The following is a 25,561-nucleotide window of genomic DNA, read 5'->3' as shown; positions in this document are numbered from 1 at the left end:
ATGAACAGGACAATTATGAATTCCCAATACGATTACATCATTGTCGGTGCTGGATCGGCAGGTTGCGTTTTAGCCAACCGACTTAGTGAAGATAGCGAGAACAAAGTATTGCTAGTCGAAACCGGTGGAAGCGATAAAAGCATTTTTATTCAGATGCCAACAGCGTTATCCATACCGATGAATACTAAAAAATATGCCTGGCAATTTGAAACAGAACCGGAGCCTTATCTGGATAACCGGAAAATGCATTGTCCACGCGGTAAAGTGTTGGGCGGCTCTTCGTCCATTAACGGTATGGTTTACGTTCGTGGCCATGCTCAGGATTTCGACCAATGGGCGGAGCAGGGAGCCAATGGCTGGGACTACCAGCATTGCCTACCTTATTTTAAAAAAGCGGAAAGCTGGGCTTTTGGTGGAGATGATTACCGTGGTGCGCAGGGGCCTTTAGGCGTCAATAATGGCAATCAAATGAAAAATCCACTGTATAAGGCGTTCATAGAAGCGGGGCAGCAAGCCGGTTACGAATTTACGAAAGATTATAATGGCGCGCAGCAGGAAGGCTTCGGTGCCATGCACATGACGGTAAAAGATGGGCGCCGTTGGTCGACAGCAAACGCTTATTTGCGTCCCGCCATGCGACGTCGAAATTTGACAGTCGTTACCCATGCGCTTGTGCATCGCGTGATGTTAGATGGGAAAAAAGCGACTGGAATTGTGTTTGAACATCAGGGAAAAGCGATCAGTGTAACCGCCACAAAGGAAATCATTTTGAGTGCGGGCTCTATAGGGTCCCCTCATTTGTTGCAATTATCTGGTATCGGGAATGCCGAACACCTCACGGCAGTCGGTATCGAAGTGAAGCACGATCTTCCGGGAGTTGGTGAGAATCTGCAGGACCATCTTGAGTTCTATTTTCAATTTAAATGCAAACAGCCCATCACTTTGAATGGGAAATTAAACTTATTCAGTAAAGGTTTGATCGGCGCGCAGTGGTTGCTGTTTAAGACCGGTTTGGGCGCGACCAACCACTTCGAAAGCTGTGGATTTATCCGTTCAAAAGCTGGAGTGGCATGGCCAGATTTGCAATACCACTTTTTGCCGGCAGCGATGCGTTATGACGGACGAGCGGCGTTCAATGGCCATGGCTTTCAGGTGCACATTGGTCACAACAAGCCACAGAGTCGTGGTTTTGTTCGCGCAAAATCTTCTGACCCTATGCACGCACCATTAATCCAATTTAATTACTTGCAAGCGGCAGCTGATCGTGAAGGCTTCCGAGATTGTGTACGGTTGACGCGTGAAATCATTGCCCAACCGGCCTTTGACGATTATCGCGATGGCGAAATTCAACCTGGTGAACATGTTCGAAGTGATGAACAGATTGATGCGTTCATCCGTAGCCATGTGGAAAGTGCTTACCATCCATCCTGTTCTTGCAAAATGGGCGAGGACGATATGGCCGTTGTGGACTCACACACGAGAGTACGTGGCATTACCGGGTTGCGGGTTGTAGACTCATCCATTTTTCCCACCATCCCCAATGGTAATTTGAATGCCCCAACGATTATGGTTGCCGAGCGCGCGGCTGATTTAATATTGCGCGGTCATGCTATGCCGCCTGCCAATGTGCCGGTCAAAGGCGATTCGAAATGGCAGCAGCGGCAGAGGCGCGGTAGTGCCAACTCATAAAACAGCAGATTTAACCAGCACGAAGTGCGTCAGTGCTTGCAAAAGCACGCGCATTCTTTCAATCAGACCGTCGAAAAATAAAGCTTTTAGGCACTTTTTTCCAACGCTCTGTAACAACGAAAACTTCAAAAGATAGGAACGATAATGAAATTGAAACTGATTCTTCCCATTCTCGCCGCGTCTGCAACATTAACCGCTCACGCGGACCAGTGTGAAACCGTTCGCTTTTCCGATGTCGGTTGGACTGACATTACTGCAACAACGGCGATAGCGTCGACGCTACTGGAAGGTATGGGCTACAAAACAGATACCCAGTTGTTGTCGGTACCTGTGACGTATAAGTCGATTGAAAATGGTGATGTTGACGTTTTCCTGGGGAACTGGATGCCAACCATGGAAGGGGACATTAAGCCATATCGTGACGCGGGTACAGTGGAAACCATTCATAAGAACCTATCGGGGGCGAAATACACGCTGGCGGTTCCGAAGTATGTATATGACGCGGGTGTTAAAGATTTTGCCGATTTAGCGAAGTTTGCGGATGAGTTTGACGGACGCATTTACGGTATTGAACCTGGTAATGATGGTAACCGCTTGATTCAGGACATGATTGATCAAAACGCATTTGGTTTGCAGGGTTTTGAATTAGTCGAGTCCAGCGAAGCCGGTATGTTGTCGCAGGTGAAGCGGGCAACCCGTCGCGAGAACTGGATCGTCTTCCTTGGCTGGGAGCCACACCCGATGAACGCCAATTTTGAACTGGCTTACCTGACCGGTGGCGATGATTTCTTTGGTCCAGATTACGGTGGCGCCAGCGTTTACACCAACGTTCGCAAAGGTTACACGGAAGAGTGTAGCAATGTTGGTGCACTGTTAACCAATCTCACCTTTACCTTGGCAGCCGAAAACGAAGTCATGGCTGCAATCTTGAATGACGGTGAAAAACCAGAAGAAGCTGCTGAAGCTTGGCTGAAGAAGAACCAAGATGTTTTGGTGTCCTGGTTAGCCGGGGTAACCACCATTGATGGTCAGCCTGCTTTACCGGCAGTTAAAGCTCACTTGAATTTGTGATCTGCGGTTCCGGTTGGTGATTAGCGCCAACCGGAGTTTTCTTATTTTCAAAAAAGATATCTAACTTATGAGTTTTATTACGGAACATAAATTACCAATTGGCCAATGGGCCGAGAGTCTGATGGATGGGCTGATTGATGTCAGTGGTTCGTTTTTCGACGCCGTGTCCGTTGTGCTTGAAATTATGATCGAAAGCTTGGTGAATGTGCTTTCGTTTCTTCCTCCTTGGCTATTTATTGGCATTGTTGCCGCGTTGGTGTTTTGGCGACAGCGCAATAAAGGCGTGACTGCGTTTTTTATTATGTCACTTTTGTTGGTTTGGAACTTGGGCTACTGGGAAGAAACCATAGAGACCTTTTCATTGATTATTTACGCCACGGGTTTGTGTGTTTTGATAGGTGTACCCATTGGGATTGCCGCTGCGCACCGTCCATGGCTGTATCGAGTACTGCGGCCACTATTGGACTTGATGCAAACCATCCCGCCATTCGTTTACTTGATTCCTGCATTGACCTTGTTCGGCCTCGGTGTCGTGCCAGGCTTGATTTCCACCCTGGTGTTTGCTATTGCCGCGCCGATCCGACTCACTTATCTGGGCATATCTGAGGTCCCGGAAGAGTTGTTGGAAGCTGGTCGGGCTTTTGGTTGTACTAAACGAAGCCTGTTGTTGAAAGTGGAAATTCCGGCGGCTATGTCCAATATCCGTGCTGGTATTACTCAATGCATCATGTTGAGCCTATCCATGGTGGTCATTGCGGCATTAGTGGGTGCTGATGGGCTCGGCAAGCCTGTTGTTCGAGCGTTGAACACCGTTGATATTGCGACTGGCTTTGAAGCCGGGTTGGCGATTGTGCTGGTTGCAATCATGCTAGATCGCCTATTTAAAACCGAATAATCAGGAGACGAAATCAAAATGATAGAATTCAAAAACGTTGATGTTGTCTTTGGTCGTCAGCCTGAACGAGCACTGTCATGGTTGGATGAAGGTGCAGACCGTCAAGCCATACAGGATCAGACTGGATTAACCGCCGCTGTTCGTAATGCCAGCCTTAGAGTGGGTAAGGGCGAAATATGCGTCTTGATGGGATTGTCTGGTTCGGGCAAGTCTAGTCTGCTCAGGACGGCCAACGGACTGAACCCGGTCTGTCGAGGTGAAGTGTTCGTAGAAACCGAGCAAGGCGCACAAAGTTTTCACGCGCTTAATGAAGATGAACGTCGTGATTTGAGGATGAATCGAATCACCATGGTGTTTCAAAAGTTTGCGCTTATGCCATGGCTCACGGTTGCTGAAAATGTTGCGTTTGGTTTGGAGCAAAAAGGTTTGGACAAGCGTACAGTTAGGGCGAAAGCATTGGAGCAGCTTGATTTGGTCGGCTTGGCTGAATGGGCGGACAGTAAACCTAGCCAACTTTCCGGGGGCATGCAACAGAGGGTTGGTCTGGCACGGGCTTTCGCGATGGAAACCGACATTATTCTAATGGATGAACCCTTTTCAGCGTTGGATCCACTAATCCGTACTCAGTTACAAGATGAGTTGCTGCGACTACAGAAACAGCTTAATAAAACAGTCTTATTTGTCAGTCATGACCTGGATGAAGCACTTAAACTTGGCAATCACATTGCCATTATGAAAGACGGTGAGATTGTCCAACATGACACGCCTGAAAATATCGTCATGCACCCGGCTACAGACTATGTGCGCGAGTTTGTTGCCCACACTAACCCGATCAATGTGGTCAATGCGCGAGCATTGATGCGACCACTAGATCAATCCAGCCTTGAAACAGGTGAGCAGTGTTTGAGTAGGCGGGACGACAGTTGGGTGAGTTTAGGCCGTACCGTAAAAGACAGCTATTTCCGATACGGCGAAACCCGATACGGGTTGGTTGAATGGCGCGAAGGTGAAACCGAGCATGTTGACAAAACCAGTGTCTCGGTGGTGCCGTTGAGCACTAAAATGCAATCCATTATGGCGTTACGATATCAGTCTGGTCATGGGGTTTTGGTCCACGATGGTGAAAATATCGTTGGGTTTATTGGTGATAGAGAAATTTATCATGCTATGCTGGGGAAACTCATTGGAGAAGAATGATCATGTCGAGTTGGGCCTGTTAACACTAGTCTCAACGGCGTTGCCATCGATCAATTCAGTGACAGCAAGGCGGAGTGCGCAACATGTAGTTAGCTACATGAGCAAATGACAAATTTCTTTGTTAAGTCCTTTGCCAAAATAACGAATATTGCCTGCAGAACTTGCCTCGACATTTGCGAATTTCTGTACCCGCTAAGGTTGATGACAATTTTATCGAGTTGCCTTAGTGTCCTGAGTCAGAAGTTCGCATAGTTTCAGAGCTAATGGAACACACTAGTACAAGGCGCTCTTAGTAGACGGGATCTTTGCAAGAAGAGCAACGCGGTAGTAGAGTTTTCCAATAACTCCCTACGGGCGCGCCATTCAAGCTTTCTAGCGTCGCTCTGTCTCTTGCCAATGGAATAACCATTGACTGCAAGACACGCCTCGCTATAGAACTTGATTGACATGCTGAACACATACGAACTTCTAACTCAGGACATTAGCGTTAACTGGCACTAGTGGGTGTCGCGACGAAATCTGCGTTTCGGCGGTATTTTTTTGTTTTACGGCCTGCATGGAGCAGAACAGCTGTTAAGGAGGTACGTTGAACTGCGATTAAACTCAAAAGGTGACCATTGACGCACGTCTTTGAGCCACTTTGTCGTATAGTATGCGCACATTACTACGTAAAAGGAGTGTGTTATGAAGAAGTTAGCAACAGCAGTAGCATTGAGCGCAGCGGTTTTAGTTACAGGTGGCTGTACCGAGAGTTTTCAACGCGAAATGAAGAATGTGACCAGTGAATACATGGGGGGCTTGAAGCGCACGGCCAAAGTGTATTCCAGCGATGGCGATTTGATCGCGCAATACGAAGGGAAATTTGACGTTCAGAGTTCTGAATTTGGTAACAAAGTGCTGTTCGATGTTGATGGCAAGCGCGTCATTATTTATAACGCCATTGTCATTGTTGAAGAGTTATAACGTTTTGCCCTCGTCAACATTAAATGCACAGCTGCAACATAATTTTGGGTTTTCCGAGTTTCGCCCAGGGCAGGAAGCCTGCATCCGCAATCTGCTCGATGGCCATTCCTCATTGGCCATCTTTCCAACCGGGTCAGGGAAATCGCTGTGTTATCAGTTTACAGCATTACAACTTCCACACCTGACTCTAGTGGTGTCACCGTTGTTGGCGTTGATGAAAGATCAGGTCGATTTTCTCCAACGCAAAGGGTTTGCTGCAGCCAGCCTCGATTCAAGTCTGACGGGTGATGAATACCAACAGGTTGTTGCTCAATTAAGGCAAGGGCAGCTGAAAATATTGATGGTTTCGGTCGAACGCTTCAAAAATGAGCGATTCCGGCAACTGATTCAGACCATTCCAATATCACTGTTGGTCGTGGATGAGGCACACTGTATTTCAGAATGGGGGCATAATTTTCGTCCCGATTACCTCAAGTTGCCGCATTATTGTGCTCAGCTAAAGATACCCACTGTTCTGCTATTGACCGCCACCGCTACTAAAAAAGTGAAGCGCGATATGGCCAAAAAATTTGCTATTCAACCACAGCACGTTATCCAGACAGGGTTTTATCGTCAGAATTTACACATTGCCGTAGAATCACTTGCAGACAGTGAAAAGAAAAATGCGTTGGTTCAGACTCTGAGTTCGCAACCGGGGTGTGGCATTGTGTATGTCACTTTACAGCAACAAGCTGAAGACATTGCTTCGTTTTTGCAAATGCAGGGCTTCAATGCCTATGCCTATCATGCTGGACTGGAAAGCGAACGGCGACAACACATTCAGCAATCGTTCATGACCGGTGACGTCCCCATTATTGTGGCAACTATTGCTTTTGGAATGGGCGTCGATAAAGCGAATATTCGTTTTGTTGTTCATTATGACTTACCGAAGTCAATCGAAAACTTCAGTCAGGAAATTGGTCGCGCAGGGCGAGATGGGTTAGGTGCGCAATGCGTAACCTTTGCCAATCTAGACGGTTTGTCGACATTGGAAAACTTCGTGTTTGGCGACACTCCTGGGTTGTGGGGTATTGAGCGGTTGCTGGCAATAATCGCGAAAGAGACAAAAAATAAGCAATGGGAAATGCAAGCCAATGCTGTATCTTTTGACACCAACATCCGGTTGTTAACTCTTAAAACCCTTTTGGTTCAACTCGAACTACTTGATGTATTGGAGACCCGATACGCCTATTATGCGGAATACAAAATTAAATACCTGCGTTCCGTTGATAACATTGTCGGAATGTTCGAAGGGGAGCGAGCGAACTTTATTCAGACTATTGTGAATCATGCGCCCGTTAAAAGAACCTGGGCCGACGTCGACATGGAGACGCTGTGCCAACAGTACCCCTGTGATCGTGGTCGTGTCGTTAACGCGCTGGATTTCTTGCAAGACAAAGGACTCATCGAGTGTCAGGCGAAAGGCATGGTTGACGTTTTTGGTGTCAATACGCTCGCACTTAACCGCCCCGGGTTGGCAGACGAGCTGCTGAGTTACTTTCGTGAAAAAGAGACGAAAGAAATTAGCCGCATTGCTCAGCTCATTCGTTTCTTTGAACTGGATTCCTGTTTGAGCCGCAACTTGGCGCGGTATTTTGATGACCAGCAAGCGCCGGATCAATGTGGGCATTGCTCCGTTTGCCGAGGAAAGGTTGCACAGTTGAAACGCTATGATGAAGCACCTTGGCCGTCCTATGAGCAGATGCAAGCCTATATAGAAGAATTCACGGCTGTTGTTCGAGAGCAATTGAGTTTGCGAGGTGTGCAGATGCAATTAACCTCAGAGATGAAAGCTCAATTTTTGGTAGGTTTAACAACGCCGTGGTTCACTCGGTTTAAAGTGAAACAATTGCCCGGTTTTGGGCAATGTAGCCGTCAGCGATTCAACGAAGTACTGGAGCGTCTGTGACTTCGTATTGTCGCATTGTTTCAGGGCAAAGTCGGTTTAGTCTCGACGTTAGCTCCTCTCTTTAAAAAAGTTAGTTTAATGGCTGAGTATTTTGGGTTTTTTAATAGGGGTCCTATTCCCTGCGACATAAGCTTCGTATAGTCGTTGTGTTGACAAGGCAGAGTTGATTTTAATTAGTCAGATCGACTTCAGACAAAAGAATCGAAACTACCTATTCCAGGAAACGAAATAGGCAGTTTGATTAGCTCAAATATAGATAGTGGGACTCTATAGCAGGGCAGGGATACCAGGCAGTTGTCCTACTGCTGCCAAAGCGCCTACACAAATGATAAAGGCGGCTAGTGGAATGATGAGCTTATCTGTCCAAGTAAGGGTTTGAGCTCTTTTAACATTACCAATGACTCCGAGATTGTCCAGCAGCATTGTGAGTGCCCAGCCGAATACAGGATTAACAAATGCACTTGAGAAAATGCATATTCCAGCTGATTGAGCGTCGTCGCTATCTTGAATCATCTGCATGCCTGCTTCCAACAATGGAAGAAATACACCTACGATCAATGCTGTACGAAGTACAGGTTCCCACATGGCTAAATCCATTGGATACCCGATAATTGCAGCAAGAATGCACAGTATACCCGTAAGCAAGGCGCCCCCTGGAATCGGACGTTTAGCAATTGCAGCCGGTATCATATAGGTTCCCCAAGACGAAGACAGATTTCCGCCTCCAAGAATCGATCCCACAATTTGCCGAATAGACGCAACGGTCATCGTATCATCGACATTCATCAACGCTTTTTTTGCTTTTGAAGGGTAGTTAAGTTCCTGAAAAACTCTGTGCCCCAAGAAATCAGGTGACCACATAGCAACAGCTAAAATCGCAAAAGGCATTACTGCGACGAAATGTCCTAAATTTGGCCATCCCATTTGCCAACCTGTATTCTCACCCCACCAGTATGTTGGACTGAAATGTGGTAACCCTGGGGTGGTCGAAAACGAAAATTCCGCGCCCATTGCAAACGCCACTATTCCTGCCAATGCAGAACAAAGAGGTATTGCTAACCAGCGTTTTTTGATCCTCGCTAGATACGCGTAAACAATTACGGTAATAAAAATTGTGACAAAAGCCACTGATCCAATATTGCCTGCTTCTGCCCACGCAGTGAGTTTACCTATTTGTCCAATCAGGCCGACGGCCCCCAAGTAAATGAGTAAACCTGCACGAACTCCCACACCGGTCAGATTAACGAGTTTCGAACCACCTTTTGAAAAGCTTAGCATGAGTCCAAATACGCCGACCATGATCCCAAGAGCAAGAGGGTGGCCTCCCGACAATGCAATGAGCGGAATCAATGGAATCATTGGTCCGTGGGTTCCTGCCAGGTTCGCATTTGGGTTGAGAAAGGCTGAAAATAAAATAACAAAGAGAGCACCAGCGATAAGTAGTTCATATCTGACGTTTTCGGCAACGAATGCAGCAGACAAGCCAAATTGAGATGCGAACGCAGCAACCATCGCGGTGACCATAACGACTTTTCCGATAGTCGCCGCTATTGCGGGCACCCAGTCCTCTACTTCGATTGAGTAATCACGAAAAGGAAGGTAACGCCCCCAGCGATTAAAATTGACAATAGTCAGTTCGTGATCCAGGTATTCTGATCGACTGTTAAAAGAAGATGAAGGCTTTCTCTTTTGCTTGTAGTTGTTGGGATCATCCAAGTCTTTTTTTATGGCTTCAGTCATGCCATCGTTACTCCAGTAGGTTCAAATGTCGACAGGAGCATATCGCTACTAATTCATACTTTATTGCTATGGATCGAATAAAAAGTGAGTAATGTTGGAGAGGTGGCGCGCTTTTTAATATTTATATGACAATGATCAACTTATTCAGAAACTTAAAATAGGTGCATGAAATAACAGTATTTATAAAGCTGGTCGAAATGAATGTTATAAAGATGGGAAGGTTTCCTAATTGAAGAGTATCGAAAGTCAACGTATACAATACACATGTTTTTGCGTTTTGAGATAATCGAAAGCGTGCAGTTTGATTCATTCAAAGGAACAGGTAGAAACTCCGGTTTTAGGTTCTGTAGGCACCAGGCGGATTTTTCATAGAGACTTATTTTCATGTACTAGTTTAAATATGACATGAGGGCGTTTTTAGTCTTTTTATTAAGCGTTTCTTGGTGCCTATTCAGAAAATCAGGGCCTGAATCGTTCAAAGACAGCTGTTGTCATTTTTGTTTTGCTAACTGAAATGAGTATATTTCAGTTTCGCATTATGAGTGTAATTCGAGTATTTACTGATGAGCAATTGTTGACTGGATTTGTTTCGTATAACTGAAAATGGAGCAACCTTTTCATAGAAGTGGAAGATTTATGGACGAAAAGAAAATAAATGTTACTAGCATGAACACCCAAAACATTCGATAAAGAAAAATTTTGGGTGTTTCGTGTTTACAAAAGCATTCGCTTACATAGCCGCAATGCATGCGGCGAAATTTATGGGTCCCCAGTTCAATGGCTCAATTAAATCATCGTCTGTATAAGTAATGTTTAAGTCTGTATTGGCTTCAACAATGTAGGCGGACGTCGCTTCTGGGTCTCTATCAAGATCGAAAACCCAGTAACCACCATTCGCAGTATTCTGGCCTGAGTTTACGATGTCATAGCTTACTCTAACGACGCCTTCTTCCCATGAAGGTTGATGAGTTGGTATCCAAGGGCTCCATTTTACACTGCGGCTTACACCCAATAATGGGGACATAACCTCCCCGGTTACCTCAATTTCCCCGTTGCGATATTCATCCAAACGATATTGCACGGTAATGTCGGTGACAACGTCCTGAACACCTAACTGTACCAGGCAGGTATGACTGGCGACCAGGAGATTAGGTTTAGAGCAAATAAAATCAACCGACTGTACCTCATCGGTATCTGAGTCCAATGTTCCGTTGCCATTCAGATCAACGCCAGAAATGAGTTTGCTGCCACCAAACGTACAGTTGGCTCCAGGCGCTTCAGTTGTGATATCGACCAACGTCATCATCATAGAGCAGAAGTATTGTGTATCCGTAATTTCGCCAGGCTCCAACGTACCGTTATCGTTGATGTCAGTACCGACATTTAGTTTTTTCCCGCCATACAAACAATTATTGCCAGCCAGTTCATCGCTGATTTCAACACGGTTGCCAATGGCATCTGCTCCATTGCATAACGTATAACTTTCTGAAATCTCACTATCATCGAGTATCCCGTTACCGTTCGCATCAAAGCCTGTGTCTATTACCACACCTCCATCCGGACAGACGGTACCGTCTACGTTCGCAGACCGGGTAGTGGACACAATAGTGTAGGGAGCATTAACAGATTGATCGGTAACTGAAATATCGGGCGTGGGCAGCGATGGTGCTGTGCAAGAGGATAGTACGGAAAACATGACTGCAAGGGCAGTGACGAAACGGGTATTCATGGCAAACTCCTTTTAATACCTAACCCATAACCAGTAATTCTTAAAATCTGATTATTTAATAGTCAATACTATACCTATTTTATGGATTGCATAGGAGTATTTGTGATTCATGTCACATTTTCGGAGTGTTTTCTAGGTAGCAGCAGGATTTAAGTAGCCCACTGAAGTGTTCGACTTTGGTATGTATCTCTGAAGGAACTTTCCGAACACTGTGTAATGGTTGACGGGTGCATTTGCGAGTTGCATTTTTCAGGAAAGTAATTTTGAGTGCCATTATCGAAAATGACAGTTTCGCAATTCGAGTCAGAGGCGTTCAAGTTTTGGTTTATGAATGAATTGTCTGATGAACTGACGCATTTCTGTCAGACGAAAAATTGGGAACAAGTAGTGAGAAAAGTTGTTAAATCTGCGATGGGAATTCTTAAGTGGGCAGTTAGAAAAAACTTTCGGGCAAATCGCAGTTTTCAGGTGCAATCGTTACGAGACCCATAATTAGAACGCATCCAATAAACGAGGTAATGCGCAAAGGTTATCTCTTTAGCGTAGTTATTCTTTTGAGGAGAAAATAGCGAAGGTGAGGGATTCACTTCGCGGCACTACAAGTCGAACCCTGCGAAAACCAAATTCCAATCTACTGAGCCTACAAAATCATATTTCAAAGAAAGCCCGCACAAGACGGGCTCTTTCTAGGAGTATGGCGGGAGAGTGAGCGATACGCTACGCGGCTCTTCGGGTCGAACCCTGGCGGGAGCCACGATCCCATCCAACCCAAAACTAAATTGATATAAAGTAGAAAGGCCACCCGATAGGGTGGCCTTTCTACTTTGGAATATGGCGGAGAGTGAGGGATTCGAACCCCCGGTTGGATTTCTCCAACGTCTGATTTCAAGTCAGGTGCATTCAGCCGGACTCTGCCAACTCTCCGTTGAGTGGTGCGTATCTTAACGGCTTGTTTTTGTGTGTCAACAAAAAAAGTTGCTAAGCTGCTGAAAATTAACAAAAAACTTTTTAAGTTGGGGAGTTGTTAATCATGTACGTCATTGTTGTTTATATTCCGAGCGATCATGTGTTGAACGTTGTACAGGCATTAGCCAATGCCGGTGCGGGCGAAATTGGAAATTATCGAGCGTGCTCATTTCAAGTAAAAGGGCAGGGCCAGTTTGAGCCACAAGCTGGAGCAGAGCCTTTTATTGGCGATGTAGGAATTTTGGAGGTCGTGGAAGAGGTTCGTGTAGAGATGGTATGTGAACAAGAAAAGGTTAAAGAAGCCTTGCAGGCTATGCTTGACAGCCATCCATACGAAGAACCGGCTTATCATGTGATCGCCGTAAAAACACTGGCAGATTTTTGTTGATTTGTATCAAAGTAACTGAGATTTACTCATAAATGAGATTCATTTTCATTTAATATTCTCTTAGTCCGTTTATTTGAGTATATGAAATGCTTCTTAATGAGTTAAGTGTTGGTCAACCCGCTACGGTTTCTGGGTTCAGTGACGCGGGGATGCGTCACCACACGCGTTACTTGTCGCTGGGTTTAATCCCAGGTAACAAGATTCGCGTTTTGAGGGTAGCGCCGTTGGGTTGCCCGCTGCAGATAAAAGTGGGTTCCACCATGTTAAGCATCCGCAAGACCGAAGCGCTGGAAGTATTAGTGGAGGTCAGTGTATGACAGCTTTAAAAGTCGCCTTAATCGGCAACCCCAATTGCGGCAAAACGACACTTTTTAATAGCTTAACCGGGGCGCATCAGAAGGTTGGTAACTGGCCGGGTGTAACTATTGAGCGCAAGGTCGGTTTTCTAACGTTGGCGGATGGTCAAAACGTTGAATTGGTTGATTTACCGGGCATTTATTCTCTGGAGCAAGACGAGTATGGCCTTGATGAGCAAATCGCAAAGGATTTTCTGAGCCAGAATGAGGTTGATGTGGTTATCAATCTGGTCGATGCCAATAGCCTGGATCGGCAATTACTCCTGACTCACCAATTGCGGGACTACGGTATCCCGATGTTGGTCGCTGTGAATATGCTTGATGTTGCCCAAGCCAACAAAATTGATGTCGATCTAGATCAACTATCCAAAAGCCTTGAGTTATCCGTGGTCGGAATTATTGCGTCTAAGCATTCTGGCGCCGTTAAAATCCGCGAATCCTTAGCCTTGGCCAAATGCTTCCAACCAAAGGCCAAAGCGGTCTTGCCGAGCCACGATGGCGATAGAGTGATGGCGCGTTTAAGTGATGTAAAGCGTTGGGTATTCGCCAGCGTAATGCAGCAGGAACTTTCCATGTCGCTCAGTGATCGGATCGATCGCGTTGTGCTTAACAAGTACCTCGGTTTCCCCATTTTCTTGTTGGCTATGTACCTGCTGTTTACGTTCGCGATTAATGTCGGTGCTGTCTTTATTGACTTTTTTGACATCTTATTAGGTGCCTGGTTGGTGGATGGCGCGCATCAACTGTTAACGTTCTTGCACGCGCCGGCTTGGTTGTCTGTGTTGATTGCCAATGGCCTGGGCGGTGGCATCCAGTTAGTGGGTACGTTTATTCCGGTTATAGGTTTTTTGTATCTTGGTTTGTCTCTGCTGGAAGGTTCCGGTTATATCGTACGTGCGGCGTTTGTGGTGGACCGGTTGATGCAAAGCATCGGTTTGCCTGGTAAGTCGTTTGTGCCTTTGATCGTTGGATTCGGCTGTAATGTCCCGTCGATCATGGCTACCCGTACTTTAGATCGCGAGTCGGATCGTATGGTGACAATCGCCATGACCCCCTTTATGTCCTGCGGTGCGCGCTTGACCGTTTACGCCTTGTTTGCGTCGGCATTCTTTGGCAACAGTGGGCAAAATGTCGTGTTTACTTTATATCTGCTCGGTATTGCGATGGCCGTGTTAACAGGCTGGATATTCCGAAAAGCACTGTATCGGGATGAACTGGGCAGCTCCATTATGGAAATGCCTGTCTATCATGTGCCTTCAATGCGCAATGTGCTCATGACCACCTGGCATCGATTGCGCGGTTTTATCGCCCGCGCGGGTAAAACCATCGTGGGTGTGGTGGTGGTGTTATCGTTCCTGAATTCATGGGGTGTAGACGGCACCTTCGGAAATGAGGACAGCCAAAAATCGATGCTCAGTGTGGTGAGTCAGAAAGCGACGCCGTTGCTGGCCCCTATCGGAGTACAGGCTGATAATTGGCCGGCAACAGTGGGCATTGTGACCGGGATATTCGCCAAGGAAGCGGTTGTCGGAACATTAGATTCTCTGTATTCCGATGTCGCCGGTTTGGCCGATGAAGACAGTGAAACCTCGGGATTGTGGGCCTCGACGGGAGCAGCGATTATGAGCATCTGGGATAACGCTTCGGCGCTGTCCAGCACCTTGACCGACCCTCTGGGCATCACGGTCGGCAGTTATGAGTCTCTGGATCAGGCCGCACTGGAGCAAGACGTGCGCACCGGTACCTTGCTGACCATGGCCACATTATTTGTGTCGCCTTTTGCCGCGTTCTGTTATCTGGTGTTTATTTTGTTGTATACGCCCTGTGTTGCTGCCATGGGCGCGCTAGTGCGTGAGTCCGGCGGTAAATGGTCATGGATTGTGATCAGCTGGAGTACGGTATTAGCCTACGCCACGGCAACCATCTTTTACCAAGCAGGTACCTTGTTGCTGCACCCGGTCAGTTCGGTTTTGTGGATTGCGGGTATGTTAGGCCTGGTGACAGTCTACATTGGGTTGATCAAGCAAATTGGTAAGCCGGTTGCACTGGCTGAACAAGTGGATTTAATCCCGACAAAGAGCCTTTAGTGCGGTTTTCCGCCGAGTAAATAATTCGTGACAGGTCGTGGCGCTGATGAAAAATTCAGCGCCATTTTTGTTTGTCACAGATCAAAAAATCAGTCGACAGACTGAATAGACTTTGTCCATCGAATTCTGGAGATCGATCTATGTCTGCAATCATCTTTTACTCATCAACCGATGGTCACACCAAAAAAATTGCTGAAACCATGGCCCGCGAATGGCAAGGTGACGTGCAGGTGCAGCCCGCTTCCCAATTAGCTGAGTTTGTTGGGTTGGACGGCATCGAAACCGTCGTTATTGGCGCGTCGATACGGTACGGGCACTTCAACCGTGAACTAGTCAACACAATAGCGGCCAACACAGAATGGTTGTCGTCTATTCAAAGCGCTTTTTTTTCCGTTAACTTAACTGCTCGGAAACCGGGCAAAGATGATCCAGCGAAAAGCCCTTATATTCAGAAGTTCTTGCACGCAACCGGCTGGTTACCGGACCATATCGCGATGTTTGCCGGTAAGCTGGCGTATCCGCAATACCGCTTCTGGGATAAGCAGATGATCCGTTTCATCATGTCAATTACCGGTGGTTGTGCCGATGGCCGCAGTACCATTGAATACACGAATTGGAACGAAGTGGTCCGGTTTTCAAAAACGGTGTCTAAATTGGCCGCAGCACACTGAGTCCTGTTTATTCTTCTAAAACCGACCATGAGTCGGTTTTTTTAGTCCTAATATCCAATTTTCGCCGAAAATAGCGCCTTTTTTGCGGAAAATTTCCTGCCATTCTTAGGTGAAACTAACCATTTTCCATTGCTCCCGCGATAAAGAAATCTCGAGTGATTATTATCATTATTTGCAAAGTGTGATTAAACTCACATTACTAGCGGCTCTAGGAGTCATTTCTTGTGTAGGATGTCATCAGGTGAATGGGATGTTTAGACCGATTTTCGTTGGGCTATGGTGCCTGATGTCTACTGCCTTTGCGGCTTCCACTGGCGATCAGTTTGAAGTCGCTAAAACCAAACTATTGTATCTGCTGTCTTCTCAGCAAACCTCTGAGTCCCTTGCTTACATTAACGAAGTGGGCGATCCGTTTTCGAATACCGCATATGAGTTCGATTGGCAGTTCTGGTCCGCGGTTGCTTTTTCGCGGGCAGGGAACTTGCCGGATGCAGAAAGTAAGTTTGAGACGTTAGCGAAAGCCGGGTATCGGAACCCGCTATTTGATTTGGAATATGGCCTGTTTAGGTTGAAGCAAAAGCAATACGCTGCGGCTCGTGAGCCTTTGTCCCGCTGGGTGTCGGAGAATCCGGAATCATTGCACGGGGTCTATTATCTCGCGTTAACCGAATATGATCTGAAAAACTTCACCCGTGCCCGAACGTTATTGGCAAATGCAGTTGCTAGGTTCGATGGCAAAGCAGATCAGAATTTTCAATTCGATCAGGCCATTTATTTATACGCCGCAACCTTGCGAAACCTCAATGATTACGAGGAGGCCAGCCGTCAGGCGAATCGCTTGTTGACCTGGCCGAATGGTAGCCGTTATGAAGCTGCCGCTCGCGATTTGTTGTCCGCAATAGACATTGAACAAAAGCAATCTCAAAAACTGTCGGCGTCCATCCAGTTAACAACCGCGGTTGATTCCAATGTCGCTCTGTTGGCTGAAAGTGACGGTTTGGATGGCAGAGCAGCGCTGCAGGCGGACATGTCGTATCGCGTTCAACCCTGGTTGGTACCCAGATATCAGCTATTCCTGAGCCGACACGTCACGGCAAGCGACTACGACCTGCTGATTAATACCTTTGCGCTTGCGGCAACGGGGATGGTAGCCGACAAACCCGTGGGCGCTGAATATCAGCTGGCTATAAATCAATTGAGTGGAGAGCCTTGGCTAACCCGGCATTCGCTGTCGGCATGGTTTCGGGCGGGAGTAGTCACACACAGCGTATCTGCTGCCTATCAACAATATACAGACTCTGACGATGTCGTTTTTGATGTCGCGTCCAATTGGCAACCTAAGAGTGGTATCTCTGCGGTGCAGATTTCCATGCAGCCTTTTGTAACGCTTCAAACAGCCACCAACCTGGACTTTCAATCTGTGGCTTTTGGCGTAAACGCACGAGCGATGCGGTTCGTTGGGCCGTGGCAATTGTCCGCGGAACTGCAAACCGATTACGTTATCTACGCACCAGATGGAAACAAAGATAGTGCGTTAAATGCGGCAATGACGTTGCAGGCGTCTCGTCAAATTACGCAGTCCTTAACCGCGTCAACCAAGATCGATGTGATTGGTGCTGCGATAAAACCTGACACTTTGAATTACGCACGAACGGTTGCTTCGGCGGCTGTCGTTTGGAGATTTTAGTGATGCACAACAAACGATGGCTATTGGTTCTGATACTGCAAGTTTTTACCCTAAGTTGGGCGGCTGACGCAGTGGGTAATGCAGTCGCTGTGTTGGGCACTGTGTCTGTGGTGCGCGCTGACGATGGTCGCGTTGAAGCATTACAGCCCAACGGTGAGGTGTATTTATACGACGTGGTGCAAACCGGCGCGGACGGTCTAGCCAAACTGTTGTTGCGCGATGAATCCATTTTAAAGGTATCACCCAACAGCGAACTGGCGATTTCAGACATGATTGCGGGTCCTGGTGAGGGCGGGCGCAGCACCGTCGATTTGCTTAAAGGCCGCATACGCAGCGTCATTGGTAATAAGTTGGGTGCCAATCGAGAATTCAATGTAAATACGCCGGTCGCGGTTGCCGGTGTGCGCGGAACGGATTTCGAAGTGGTTCATGTTCTGGTTGATGGCCAGTGGGTCACCGGTGTACGTACGTTCGCTGGCGCCGTGGCCTTCAGTGCGCAGGGGTTGCTGGCGCAAACGTCTGGAATCGTTGTTCTGCCGAATCAATACTCGTTGGCGACAGAAACGGCGCCTCCGTCGCCACCCAAGGCTATAAACAGTAGCCAATTGTTGCTTGAGATATTAGGTGTTGAAGCGCCGACGTCTAATGAACAAAACCTCGACCTGCCAAACGATGAGCGTTTGGATATTGAACAGGTGCAAGCTCTGTTGCTTAAACTGGATACCTCGGTCGACCTGAATATTCAAACGTTAATTACACGAGTGACCACCGCCAGTGAACTGAACAAAACAACTGACAACGGTCGCGATGTGCAGTTGGATGTTATTACGGAACCGTTGGACAACGGTGCCAAATTAAATTTTGAAATAGATATTCCACTACCCAACTAAGGTGTGAAGCATGTTTTCTTTTCAGAAATTATTAAATCGGGTATGGGTTGCTGGTGTGTTCCTCTCCCTTACCAGTTGCGGTTGGTATACCCCGGTTTCGACGCAACTGACCGTTGGCTTCGCAGGTGTGCATACCACGGAAATTAAACAGGGGCGACTGCTGAGTCGGGCAGCCATCAGTGAAGCCTATCCGGCACTTAAGCTGATTGAACTGGCGGTCAGTACCAGGTCTCTGACCACGTCTGATATCAACACACAATTCAATGGAGGCAAGTTCACCCTGAACGCCGCTAAAACAGCTTTCGTGCTGTCCGACACGGTGGTTGATCTTGTCGTTCCAAATACCGAGACATTATTGATTGAAATCACAGCCTTTAATCAGGCCGGTTACAAAGTTTTCAGTGGTCGTGCAGAGGTTTCTGTTATCGATTTGGCTAAACCAAAGGTGTCGGTTGCAGTTCCGATAGAAGTGGATATTGACGACACCATCCCCGTGTTGAATTTTACATCGTCCACCGATACGCAATCCAGTTGTACGGATACCGACGGTGATAACCTGTGTGATGTGTACGAAGATCTGTTTTTGAATGCAAGCGGTATTGCGGATATCGATGGTGATGGCACTCTGAACCGGCAAGATTTGGATTCCGATGGTGATGGCGTCGACGATTCTTACGACAACAAAACACACGATTACTACAGCTTCCCGACACCCAGCAACAACGGTTACCCAATGTTCATCGTGGCTAATCGCTTGCCGGTTATTGCCGATGTCACGGTAACCACGTCCGAAAATCTGGCTACGACCTTGAGTTTACCGGCTGAGTCTGTAGATCCTGATGTCAACGATGAGGTGACCTATGTTGTGACGGCTTCTCCCTCAAACGGTTCGGTTGTGGTTAACGGAACCGACATTCGTTACACGCCAGATTTGTACTTTGTCGGTACCGATACCTTTTCCGTCGAAGCCCGAGATTTAACTTTTAATTTTACTGAACAGGCGACTCCGTTTCAGGTGACGGTGAATATTGTTGATAACCCTCTGCTGGTGAATCGCGCCCCTATCGCGGTGGATGAAGCGGATGTTCAATCAACCCCCGGTGCTCATATTGTGTTGGATGTGTTAGCCAACGACAGTGATCCTGACCAGACCGTGGGCGATACTCTTTCAATCGCATCAGCCACCAGTGAGTTTGGCGAAGTACGTATCTCCCGTGACAGGACGAAACTGTTTTTTAAAAGTGAACGCAGCGATACCGACGGTACAACAATCAACTACACCATTCAGGACTCCTTTGGTTTGACCAGTCCAGCGTCGGTTCTGGTTTGGATGAATACCGACAGCGATGGGGACGGGCTCAGCGCCAGCGTGCTCACCAACGGGTCTTCGGTGCTTGATGCCGACGACGCTAATCCGGATGTTGACGGAGACGGTTTTTCAGATTTCTTCGAGGCCTTTACACCCGTAGACACCGCGGATGTTAGCGGAACGGTGGTGACCGGACAGATTGATGTCGATACAGTTTGGACGATTATGGGGTCACCCTATGTGGTTTCGGGTACCGGTATACAAGTCGCCAGTAACGCCGAATTGCGAATAGAGCAGGGGGTTGACGTTAAATTTGAAGCCGGTACCTCGCTGAATATTACCCCGGGTGCGTCGTTGTTTGTGATGGGTGGTCTCAGCGACAGTTTAAATGTGCGTTTTACGTCACTTGAGGATGTACAGCGGCAACCGGTGACTGGTGCAACGGGTAACCCCACCGCGGGCGATTGGGATACGGTCCTGTTGGGCTCTGTTGAGTTGAGCCAGATACACGGCGCCGGGTTCCATTATGCGACCAAGGGACTGTTGATTGGTGATGGCAGTCCAATCGTCGATGACGCCACATTTGCCCAGGCGGCAAAATCGGGTTTGAGTGTGGACACTTCAACCGGTGCGCCATCTGTTTCCGATTCCGTGTTCACCGCCAATGCATTTGGTGTCGAGATACTTTCGCTCGGTGCGGATATGGAAATCACCAACAGTGTTGTTCGGGATAATTCCACGGGTGATGCACTCGGTAATGGTGCTGGTCTTTGGTTGGCAGCGGACTTAACAGCGGGAGTGAGTGTCACCAACTCACTGATCATCAAGAATACAGCCACCAATAATGGAGGTGGTGTGTATGTAGGCGACAATTCGAAATTAACGTTATTGGGCAATACGATTGCCAACAATGTATCGGGTGCTGGGGGTAATGGTGTTTATGTCGCTTCCGGTACGGACACTGTTTTGGCGACTGACAATATTTTCAACTATAACGACGACTGTGGGGATGGTTGCGTGGATGATATTGTTGAAGGTGTTGCAGGTGCCGTGAACACAGCCAGTGACTATAACGTTACAGATGCTTTTCAAGGCCAAAGCAGCAGATTGCCAGTCGGTAATAATTTATTCGGAATCTATCCTGCATTTACCGACGGTTGGTATCTTTCTCAGGTCAGTGAGCCTTCCGTAGACGCGGGTAGTTTTAATACTGCCGCCCCGCCAGCCTATTTTAGCCGCCTGACCAACCCTACCACCGACAGTACTGGTACTGTGGATTCCGGACAGGTGGATATTGGTTATCATCACAATGCACCCGCCATCATCGCGAGCAATAGTACAAGTGAGATAACTCCCGCAACCTTGGCTTCAGATTTGGCTACGTCGGTTGACGTGGACATCATTGTGGAACCCAAGAGTTTAGCCGGCGCGTCTTTTGGGGCCTTTGCTGATGTCTATATGGACTTCAGTTCGCGCTTATCTCAAGCCGATACAGTTCTGCGATACATCGGTGACGGAAAATATAAGATTACGGTTACCGTACCACCTGACAGTTGCACTTTGCCTTACGACGAAACGTTGTTTTTTTATGCAAATGGGATAAGCGTTGGATCAGTATTTATTAATTACGCGATCAGCGGTTGTTAATATATGGCCGGAATTTTAAGTCGCTTTAATCGAACCCTGCTAAAAGGCGGTATTCGGTCAAATCGGTGGGTCTCTTACGGCATAGCGCTTCTGATCAGTTCGATATTCTCGTTGTTGGCCGTTACCAGTCCGGGTCTGTTCCGTGATCTGGAAGGTAACCTATTGGATGCTCGGTTTAAAATACGCGGTCCGGTGGCTACCAGTGGTATCGTTGAACTTGTATCCATTGATGAGAAAAGTATCGATTTGATTGGCCGTTGGCCCTGGTCACGCGATGTTCTGGCTGTGCTGATTGACGAGGTCAGTGCACTTGGGGCTACGACCATCGGCTTAGATATTATTTTTTCAGAACCACAACGCTCCCCGGTGGATGAGCTTTTACTGCGGAGTGAATGGACCGCAGCAGAGCGGGAAAAACTGGAGCAGATGGCCACGAAGCTTAATCCCGACGTGGCCCTGGCAACCAGCATATTCATGGCTGACAATGTCGTGAATGGTCATTTCTTTTATCAGGATGAAAATGTCGATTTAAGGAATTCGATGTCGCAGGACGATGTCGATGCTGTTTTACTGTCGTCTCGCGTGGAAGCCATTAAGAGTAAAACAGAAGACTTCAGCCATTTCTCGTTTCGCTCTGTGCGGCATAACATTCCTTACCTGGCGCAAGCCGGACACGGCGCAGGCTTTTTTAATCAGCTGCCGTCGGAGGATGGGGTGGTTCGCAATGCGCTGTTGGTGGCTGAATATGGCAACCATTTTTATCCATCGTTAGCGCTTAAATCATTGGCATTTTTTTTGGACGATGCACCGATTGTTATTCATGCCGATGAGTTTGTTATTCAACGCATAACCTTGGGGGATTTGATTATCCCAACCAACGAAGAAGGCATGATTCCAATCAACTATCGTGGCCCAGCTGGTACCATTCCAACGCACAGTGCGGTGGATGTGTTGAACGGTCAATTACCGCCCGGTTATTTCCAGGGCAAGGTTGTGTTGTTGGGGTCAACTGCGGTCGGTGTGTTCGATTCACACGCTACACCGTTTGGTGCCGAGTTTCCGGGGTTGGAAATTCAAGCCAATGTGTTGGAAACCATCGTCAATGAAGATGCTATTCACCGTGATCATTTTTATCTGCTGTTGGATATTGTCATTATATACGTCCTTTGCCTGCTGTTAGCCGTTGTTGTTCCCCGTACTCAGCGAACTCCCACACGATTTTTGTTTTTCCTGATGTTGACCAGCGTACTTTTGTTCGCAAATTATTACGCATTCAGTGAACTTCATGTTTGGTTGTATTTGCTGTACCCCGGCATGGCGTTGTTTTTTTGTTTTGTTTTTTTAATGTTGTACCAGGCTTTTATGGTCGAGGCCCGCTATTCGCATGTGCGAACTGCTTTTAAATCATATCTCTCGCCAGCACTGGTCGACCAGTTGACCGCCAACCCCGATTTGTTGAATTTCGGTGGTGAAGAAAAAGAGTTGAGCATACTGTTCAGTGATATACGGAGCTTCACGAACTTGTCCGAAACCGTCACACCGTCCGAGCTTTCTCGGTTTTTACAAGCCTACATGGACCCGATGACCGATTGCGTTTTGAAAAATAATGGCACACTCGATAAGTATATTGGGGATGCCGTCATGGCGATATTCGGTGCGCCAGTGCCTTTTAACACACACGCAGTCGATGCCTGCCAAACTGCCCTGGATATGATTAAGGCCTTGGATGTTATCGTTGATACCGTGCCGGATCTGAAACGATTGTTCCCGGTGCGAATCGGCGTTGGTGTGCATACCGGTACGGTTGTGGTTGGGAACCTAGGATCCAGCCATCATTTCAATTACACGGTCATTGGTGACTCGGTTAATCTTGCCTCGCGTATCGAAGGGCTCACCAAAAATTACGGTGTAGATGTCATGATCAGTGAGGCCACCTATACGAGGGTGCGCGAGCACTTCGTCTGTCGCGAACTGGACTTGGTGAGGGTGAAGGGCAAGCAAGAGCCGGTGGGATTGTATGAACTCATTGGAAGAGACGTCGATGAGGCAGAAAGCGTTTTTCTGCAGGCATGGCATAGCGCCTTAACGTTATACCGTAACAGGCAGTTTACCGAGGCGAAACAGGCGTTTGAGCAATGTCAGCAATTGAAACCGGGCAATTATGCCGCAGACGTTTACGTGCAACGTTGTAATCATTTTATCGAAAACCCGGTAGAGCCGGATTGGGATGGTGTGTTTACCTTTACCACTAAATAGCGCAAACGAGAGTCGTGTTGCTGAATCATAAAGTCTGCGTAGACTAGCTAATCGGCAATGCGGTCGTATATTTCATGCGCTCCATTGCGAAGCTCGAACTCACATCCGACAGTTTGACTTTTGAGACCAGTCTTTTGTAAAAGGCGTCGTAATCTTGAATGTTGGCAACAACCACCCGTAACAGATAATCCACATCGCCACTCATGCGGTACGCTTCGCAGATTTCCGGAATGGACTGTATCGCCGCGTGAAACGTTTCCAGCCAATGATCGTTGTGTTCATTGGTTTTGATAAACACAAAGACATCAATACCCAGGTTCAGCCGTTCACGGTTTAACAATGCAACACGCTTTCGGATATAGCCATTGGCTTCCAGATTCTGTATTCGCCGCCAACACGGGCTAACAGTAAGGTGCACTTTGTCCGCTATTTCCTGAACAGATAAGGTTGCGTCCTCCTGAACGATGTTCAGTATTAGTTTGTCCGTTGCGTCGAGAGAAATTTCTTTCATTTTTATGAATCTTAGTAATATTTTTCATAATAATAGCTATATGGGGAAATAATTGGAAATAAATAGGGGGCTGTTGGGTGTACTGTGTGCGTTAAAGATTAATTGGAACACCTCATGACTGTCTTCAACCTTGATGCTCTAAACCGGGACGAACAATTTTGGCAACGCATACAACGTAACACCATTCATCAGGATGCGGATCGGATATACGCTGATTGGACGGCCAGCGGCCGTTTATATCGACCAATTGAACAACGAGTAACGGAAATCGCTGGATCTTTGATGGCCAATACCCATACGGAAGACAGTTTCACAGGCCGGGAAATGACGCGCTGGGTCCATGAAGCGAACAACATTATAAAAAGGCATGTTAACGCGAATACGGGTGATGTGTTGATTCATGCCGGCAATGGCATGACCGGAGCACTGGCCAAGTTCATACGTATGTTGGGTTTGTGGACGCATGAGAATCATCGTTCTGTGGTCTTGCATTCTCTGCCCCAGCGACCGTTGATTTACATTACTCATCGTGAACACCACAGTAATCAGACCATGTGGTTAGAGAGCCTGGCCGAAGTACGTATTATTCCAGCCTTGGCTGGCGACGAAATCGATTTAAAATGGTTGGCTGAGGATCTTGAAAAAGAGCACGACCGAACCGTGAAGTTTGCGTCAGTGACCGCAGCGTCGAACGTCACCGGTATCGTCTCCCCGTATCGGGAAATAGCCAAAGTCATGCACGACCATCAAGGTTGGTGTTTTGTCGATTTTGCTGCTTCAGCGCCTTATGTGAATATTGATATGCACCCAGCAGAAAACGAATGGTTGGACGCGATTTATTTTTCGCCACACAAATTTCTGGGCGGACCGGGCACACAAGGTGTCTTGGTTTTTAACAGCGCGTTATACAAAAATAAAGTACCAGAACAGCCTGGTGGTGGTACGGTTGTGTGGACGAATCCCTGGGGTGAGCACAGATTTGTCGCTGACATTGAGCAACGTGAGTCCGGTGGAACGCCCGGTATTTTGCAAACCATTAAAACGGCGTTGGCCATTCAACTGAAGGAGGAAATGGGCACCGAGCGCATGTTGGTTCGTGAAAATGAACTGAATCGCGTGATGTTTTCTCGACTGAGGGCCATGCCCAATATCAAGATTTTGTCACCGCAGCACGATCGCCGGTTAAGTATTTTTTCTATCGTCTTTAGAAATCTCGATTACCGCCGTGCAGTGAACATCCTCAGTGATGAATTTAATATTGAAACCCGAGGCGGTTGTGCCTGTGCGGGTACCTATGGGCACCATTTGTTGGGCATAGATTACTGTACGTCTCATTCCATTACTGAGCAGTTGGATGATGATCATCAGGAAAACAAGCCTGGCTGGGTGCGGGTGAGTCTGCATCCGTCGATGACCGTAGAACAGGTAGAAAAAATCGCCGATGCCATCGCTGCGGTTTCAATGTTGCCTTCGGACCACCGTGTTGTACAGAAACAATCGGGTTTGAATTTATGGGCATCACTCAGTCGTGAGTGATGCCTTGTATCGGGCGGTTTTACGG

Annotated in this window: 18 protein-coding genes and 1 tRNA gene; 15 read left to right on the top strand and 4 right to left on the bottom strand. The window is 47.4% G+C overall.

Translation table 11 applies throughout. The features are described 5' to 3' along the window. The first annotated feature begins 15 nt into the window (after nucleotides 1–15). The 6 genes from betA (at nucleotide 16) to IYN85_RS06955 (ending at nucleotide 7,763) form a co-directional block, all read left to right on the top strand. On the top strand, nucleotides 16–1,689 hold the full coding sequence (betA, locus tag IYN85_RS06980; RefSeq protein ID WP_230390513.1) for a choline dehydrogenase: 1,674 nt from the start codon (nucleotides 16–18) through the stop codon (nucleotides 1,687–1,689). Between the two features lie 144 nt (nucleotides 1,690–1,833). Further along, on the top strand, nucleotides 1,834–2,760 hold the full coding sequence (locus IYN85_RS06975; protein WP_196158090.1) for a choline ABC transporter substrate-binding protein: 927 nt from the start codon (nucleotides 1,834–1,836) through the stop codon (nucleotides 2,758–2,760). 67 nt (nucleotides 2,761–2,827) lie between these two features. Further along, entirely contained in the window at nucleotides 2,828–3,655 is an 828-nt protein-coding gene (choW, locus tag IYN85_RS06970; protein ID WP_196158089.1) for a choline ABC transporter permease subunit, read from the top strand. 18 nt (nucleotides 3,656–3,673) lie between these two features. After that, complete coding sequence (gene choV / locus IYN85_RS06965) at nucleotides 3,674–4,852, top strand: choline ABC transporter ATP-binding protein (protein ID WP_230390512.1); 1,179 nt, start codon at nucleotides 3,674–3,676, stop codon at nucleotides 4,850–4,852. A 684-nt stretch (nucleotides 4,853–5,536) separates the two neighbouring features. Then, nucleotides 5,537–5,815 (top strand): hypothetical protein, encoded by a 279-nt coding sequence (locus IYN85_RS06960; RefSeq protein ID WP_196158088.1) that lies wholly within the window; start codon nucleotides 5,537–5,539, stop codon nucleotides 5,813–5,815. Then, nucleotides 5,757–7,763, top strand: coding sequence for an ATP-dependent DNA helicase RecQ (locus IYN85_RS06955; protein ID WP_230390511.1), 2,007 nt, complete (start codon nucleotides 5,757–5,759; stop codon nucleotides 7,761–7,763). The genes IYN85_RS06960 and IYN85_RS06955 overlap by 59 nt, the downstream gene beginning before the upstream one ends. A gap of 267 nt (nucleotides 7,764–8,030) precedes the next feature. Here the strand turns inward: IYN85_RS06955 and IYN85_RS06950 are convergent, their stop codons facing one another. The 3 genes from IYN85_RS06950 to IYN85_RS06940 all read right to left on the bottom strand — a co-directional run bounded on the left by IYN85_RS06950 (nucleotide 8,031) and on the right by IYN85_RS06940 (nucleotide 12,156). After that, nucleotides 8,031–9,503: a DUF3360 family protein gene (locus tag IYN85_RS06950; RefSeq protein ID WP_196158087.1), complete on the bottom strand. Its 1,473-nt coding sequence runs from the start codon at nucleotides 9,501–9,503 to the stop codon at nucleotides 8,031–8,033. A gap of 730 nt (nucleotides 9,504–10,233) precedes the next feature. Beyond that, nucleotides 10,234–11,232 (bottom strand): hypothetical protein, encoded by a 999-nt coding sequence (locus IYN85_RS06945; RefSeq protein WP_196158086.1) that lies wholly within the window; start codon nucleotides 11,230–11,232, stop codon nucleotides 10,234–10,236. Nucleotides 11,233–12,064: 832 nt separating this feature from the next. Then, a tRNA-Ser gene (locus IYN85_RS06940) sits at nucleotides 12,065–12,156 on the bottom strand. A gap of 106 nt (nucleotides 12,157–12,262) precedes the next feature. On the opposite strand from IYN85_RS06940, the gene IYN85_RS06935 reads away from it, so the two are divergent. The 8 genes from IYN85_RS06935 to IYN85_RS06900 all read left to right on the top strand — a co-directional run bounded on the left by IYN85_RS06935 (nucleotide 12,263) and on the right by IYN85_RS06900 (nucleotide 23,489). After that, nucleotides 12,263–12,586, top strand: a complete 324-nt coding sequence (locus tag IYN85_RS06935; RefSeq protein WP_196158085.1) for a hypothetical protein — start codon at nucleotides 12,263–12,265, stop codon at nucleotides 12,584–12,586. Nucleotides 12,587–12,672: 86 nt separating this feature from the next. After that, nucleotides 12,673–12,903 carry a FeoA family protein gene (locus tag IYN85_RS06930; protein ID WP_196158084.1) on the top strand — a complete coding sequence of 77 codons (231 nt, stop codon included), beginning with the start codon at nucleotides 12,673–12,675 and terminating at the stop codon, nucleotides 12,901–12,903. Then, nucleotides 12,900–15,029, top strand: coding sequence for a ferrous iron transport protein B (feoB, locus tag IYN85_RS06925; RefSeq protein WP_196158083.1), 2,130 nt, complete (start codon nucleotides 12,900–12,902; stop codon nucleotides 15,027–15,029). Before IYN85_RS06930 ends, feoB begins: the two co-directional genes overlap by 4 nt. A 140-nt stretch (nucleotides 15,030–15,169) precedes the next feature. Then, on the top strand, nucleotides 15,170–15,700 hold the full coding sequence (hemG, locus tag IYN85_RS06920; RefSeq protein ID WP_196158082.1) for a menaquinone-dependent protoporphyrinogen IX dehydrogenase: 531 nt from the start codon (nucleotides 15,170–15,172) through the stop codon (nucleotides 15,698–15,700). A 250-nt stretch (nucleotides 15,701–15,950) separates the two neighbouring features. Further along, nucleotides 15,951–17,387 (top strand): hypothetical protein, encoded by a 1,437-nt coding sequence (locus tag IYN85_RS06915; RefSeq protein WP_196158081.1) that lies wholly within the window; start codon nucleotides 15,951–15,953, stop codon nucleotides 17,385–17,387. A gap of 2 nt (nucleotides 17,388–17,389) precedes the next feature. Continuing rightward, a complete protein-coding gene (locus IYN85_RS06910; protein WP_196158080.1) occupies nucleotides 17,390–18,277 on the top strand; it encodes a FecR domain-containing protein in 888 nt (295 codons plus the stop codon). 10 nt (nucleotides 18,278–18,287) lie between these two features. Then, nucleotides 18,288–21,233, top strand: a complete 2,946-nt coding sequence (locus IYN85_RS06905) for an Ig-like domain-containing protein (protein ID WP_196158079.1) — start codon at nucleotides 18,288–18,290, stop codon at nucleotides 21,231–21,233. Nucleotides 21,234–21,236: 3 nt separating this feature from the next. Continuing rightward, nucleotides 21,237–23,489: a CHASE2 domain-containing protein gene (locus IYN85_RS06900; RefSeq protein WP_196158078.1), complete on the top strand. Its 2,253-nt coding sequence runs from the start codon at nucleotides 21,237–21,239 to the stop codon at nucleotides 23,487–23,489. Nucleotides 23,490–23,532: 43 nt separating this feature from the next. Here the strand turns inward: IYN85_RS06900 and IYN85_RS06895 are convergent, their stop codons facing one another. Further along, entirely contained in the window at nucleotides 23,533–24,000 is a 468-nt protein-coding gene (locus IYN85_RS06895; protein WP_196158077.1) for an Lrp/AsnC family transcriptional regulator, read from the bottom strand. A gap of 114 nt (nucleotides 24,001–24,114) precedes the next feature. On the opposite strand from IYN85_RS06895, the gene IYN85_RS06890 reads away from it, so the two are divergent. Next, nucleotides 24,115–25,536 carry an aminotransferase class V-fold PLP-dependent enzyme gene (locus IYN85_RS06890; protein ID WP_196158076.1) on the top strand — a complete coding sequence of 474 codons (1,422 nt, stop codon included), beginning with the start codon at nucleotides 24,115–24,117 and terminating at the stop codon, nucleotides 25,534–25,536. Nucleotides 25,537–25,561 lie beyond the last annotated feature (25 nt).

It is taken from the genome of Reinekea sp. G2M2-21, assembly GCF_015687175.1.
Classification (GTDB): Bacteria; Pseudomonadota; Gammaproteobacteria; order Pseudomonadales; family Natronospirillaceae; genus Reinekea.
The sequence above is the reverse complement of the archived record's forward strand: the minus strand, read 5'-3'. Positions and strand labels throughout refer to the sequence as shown.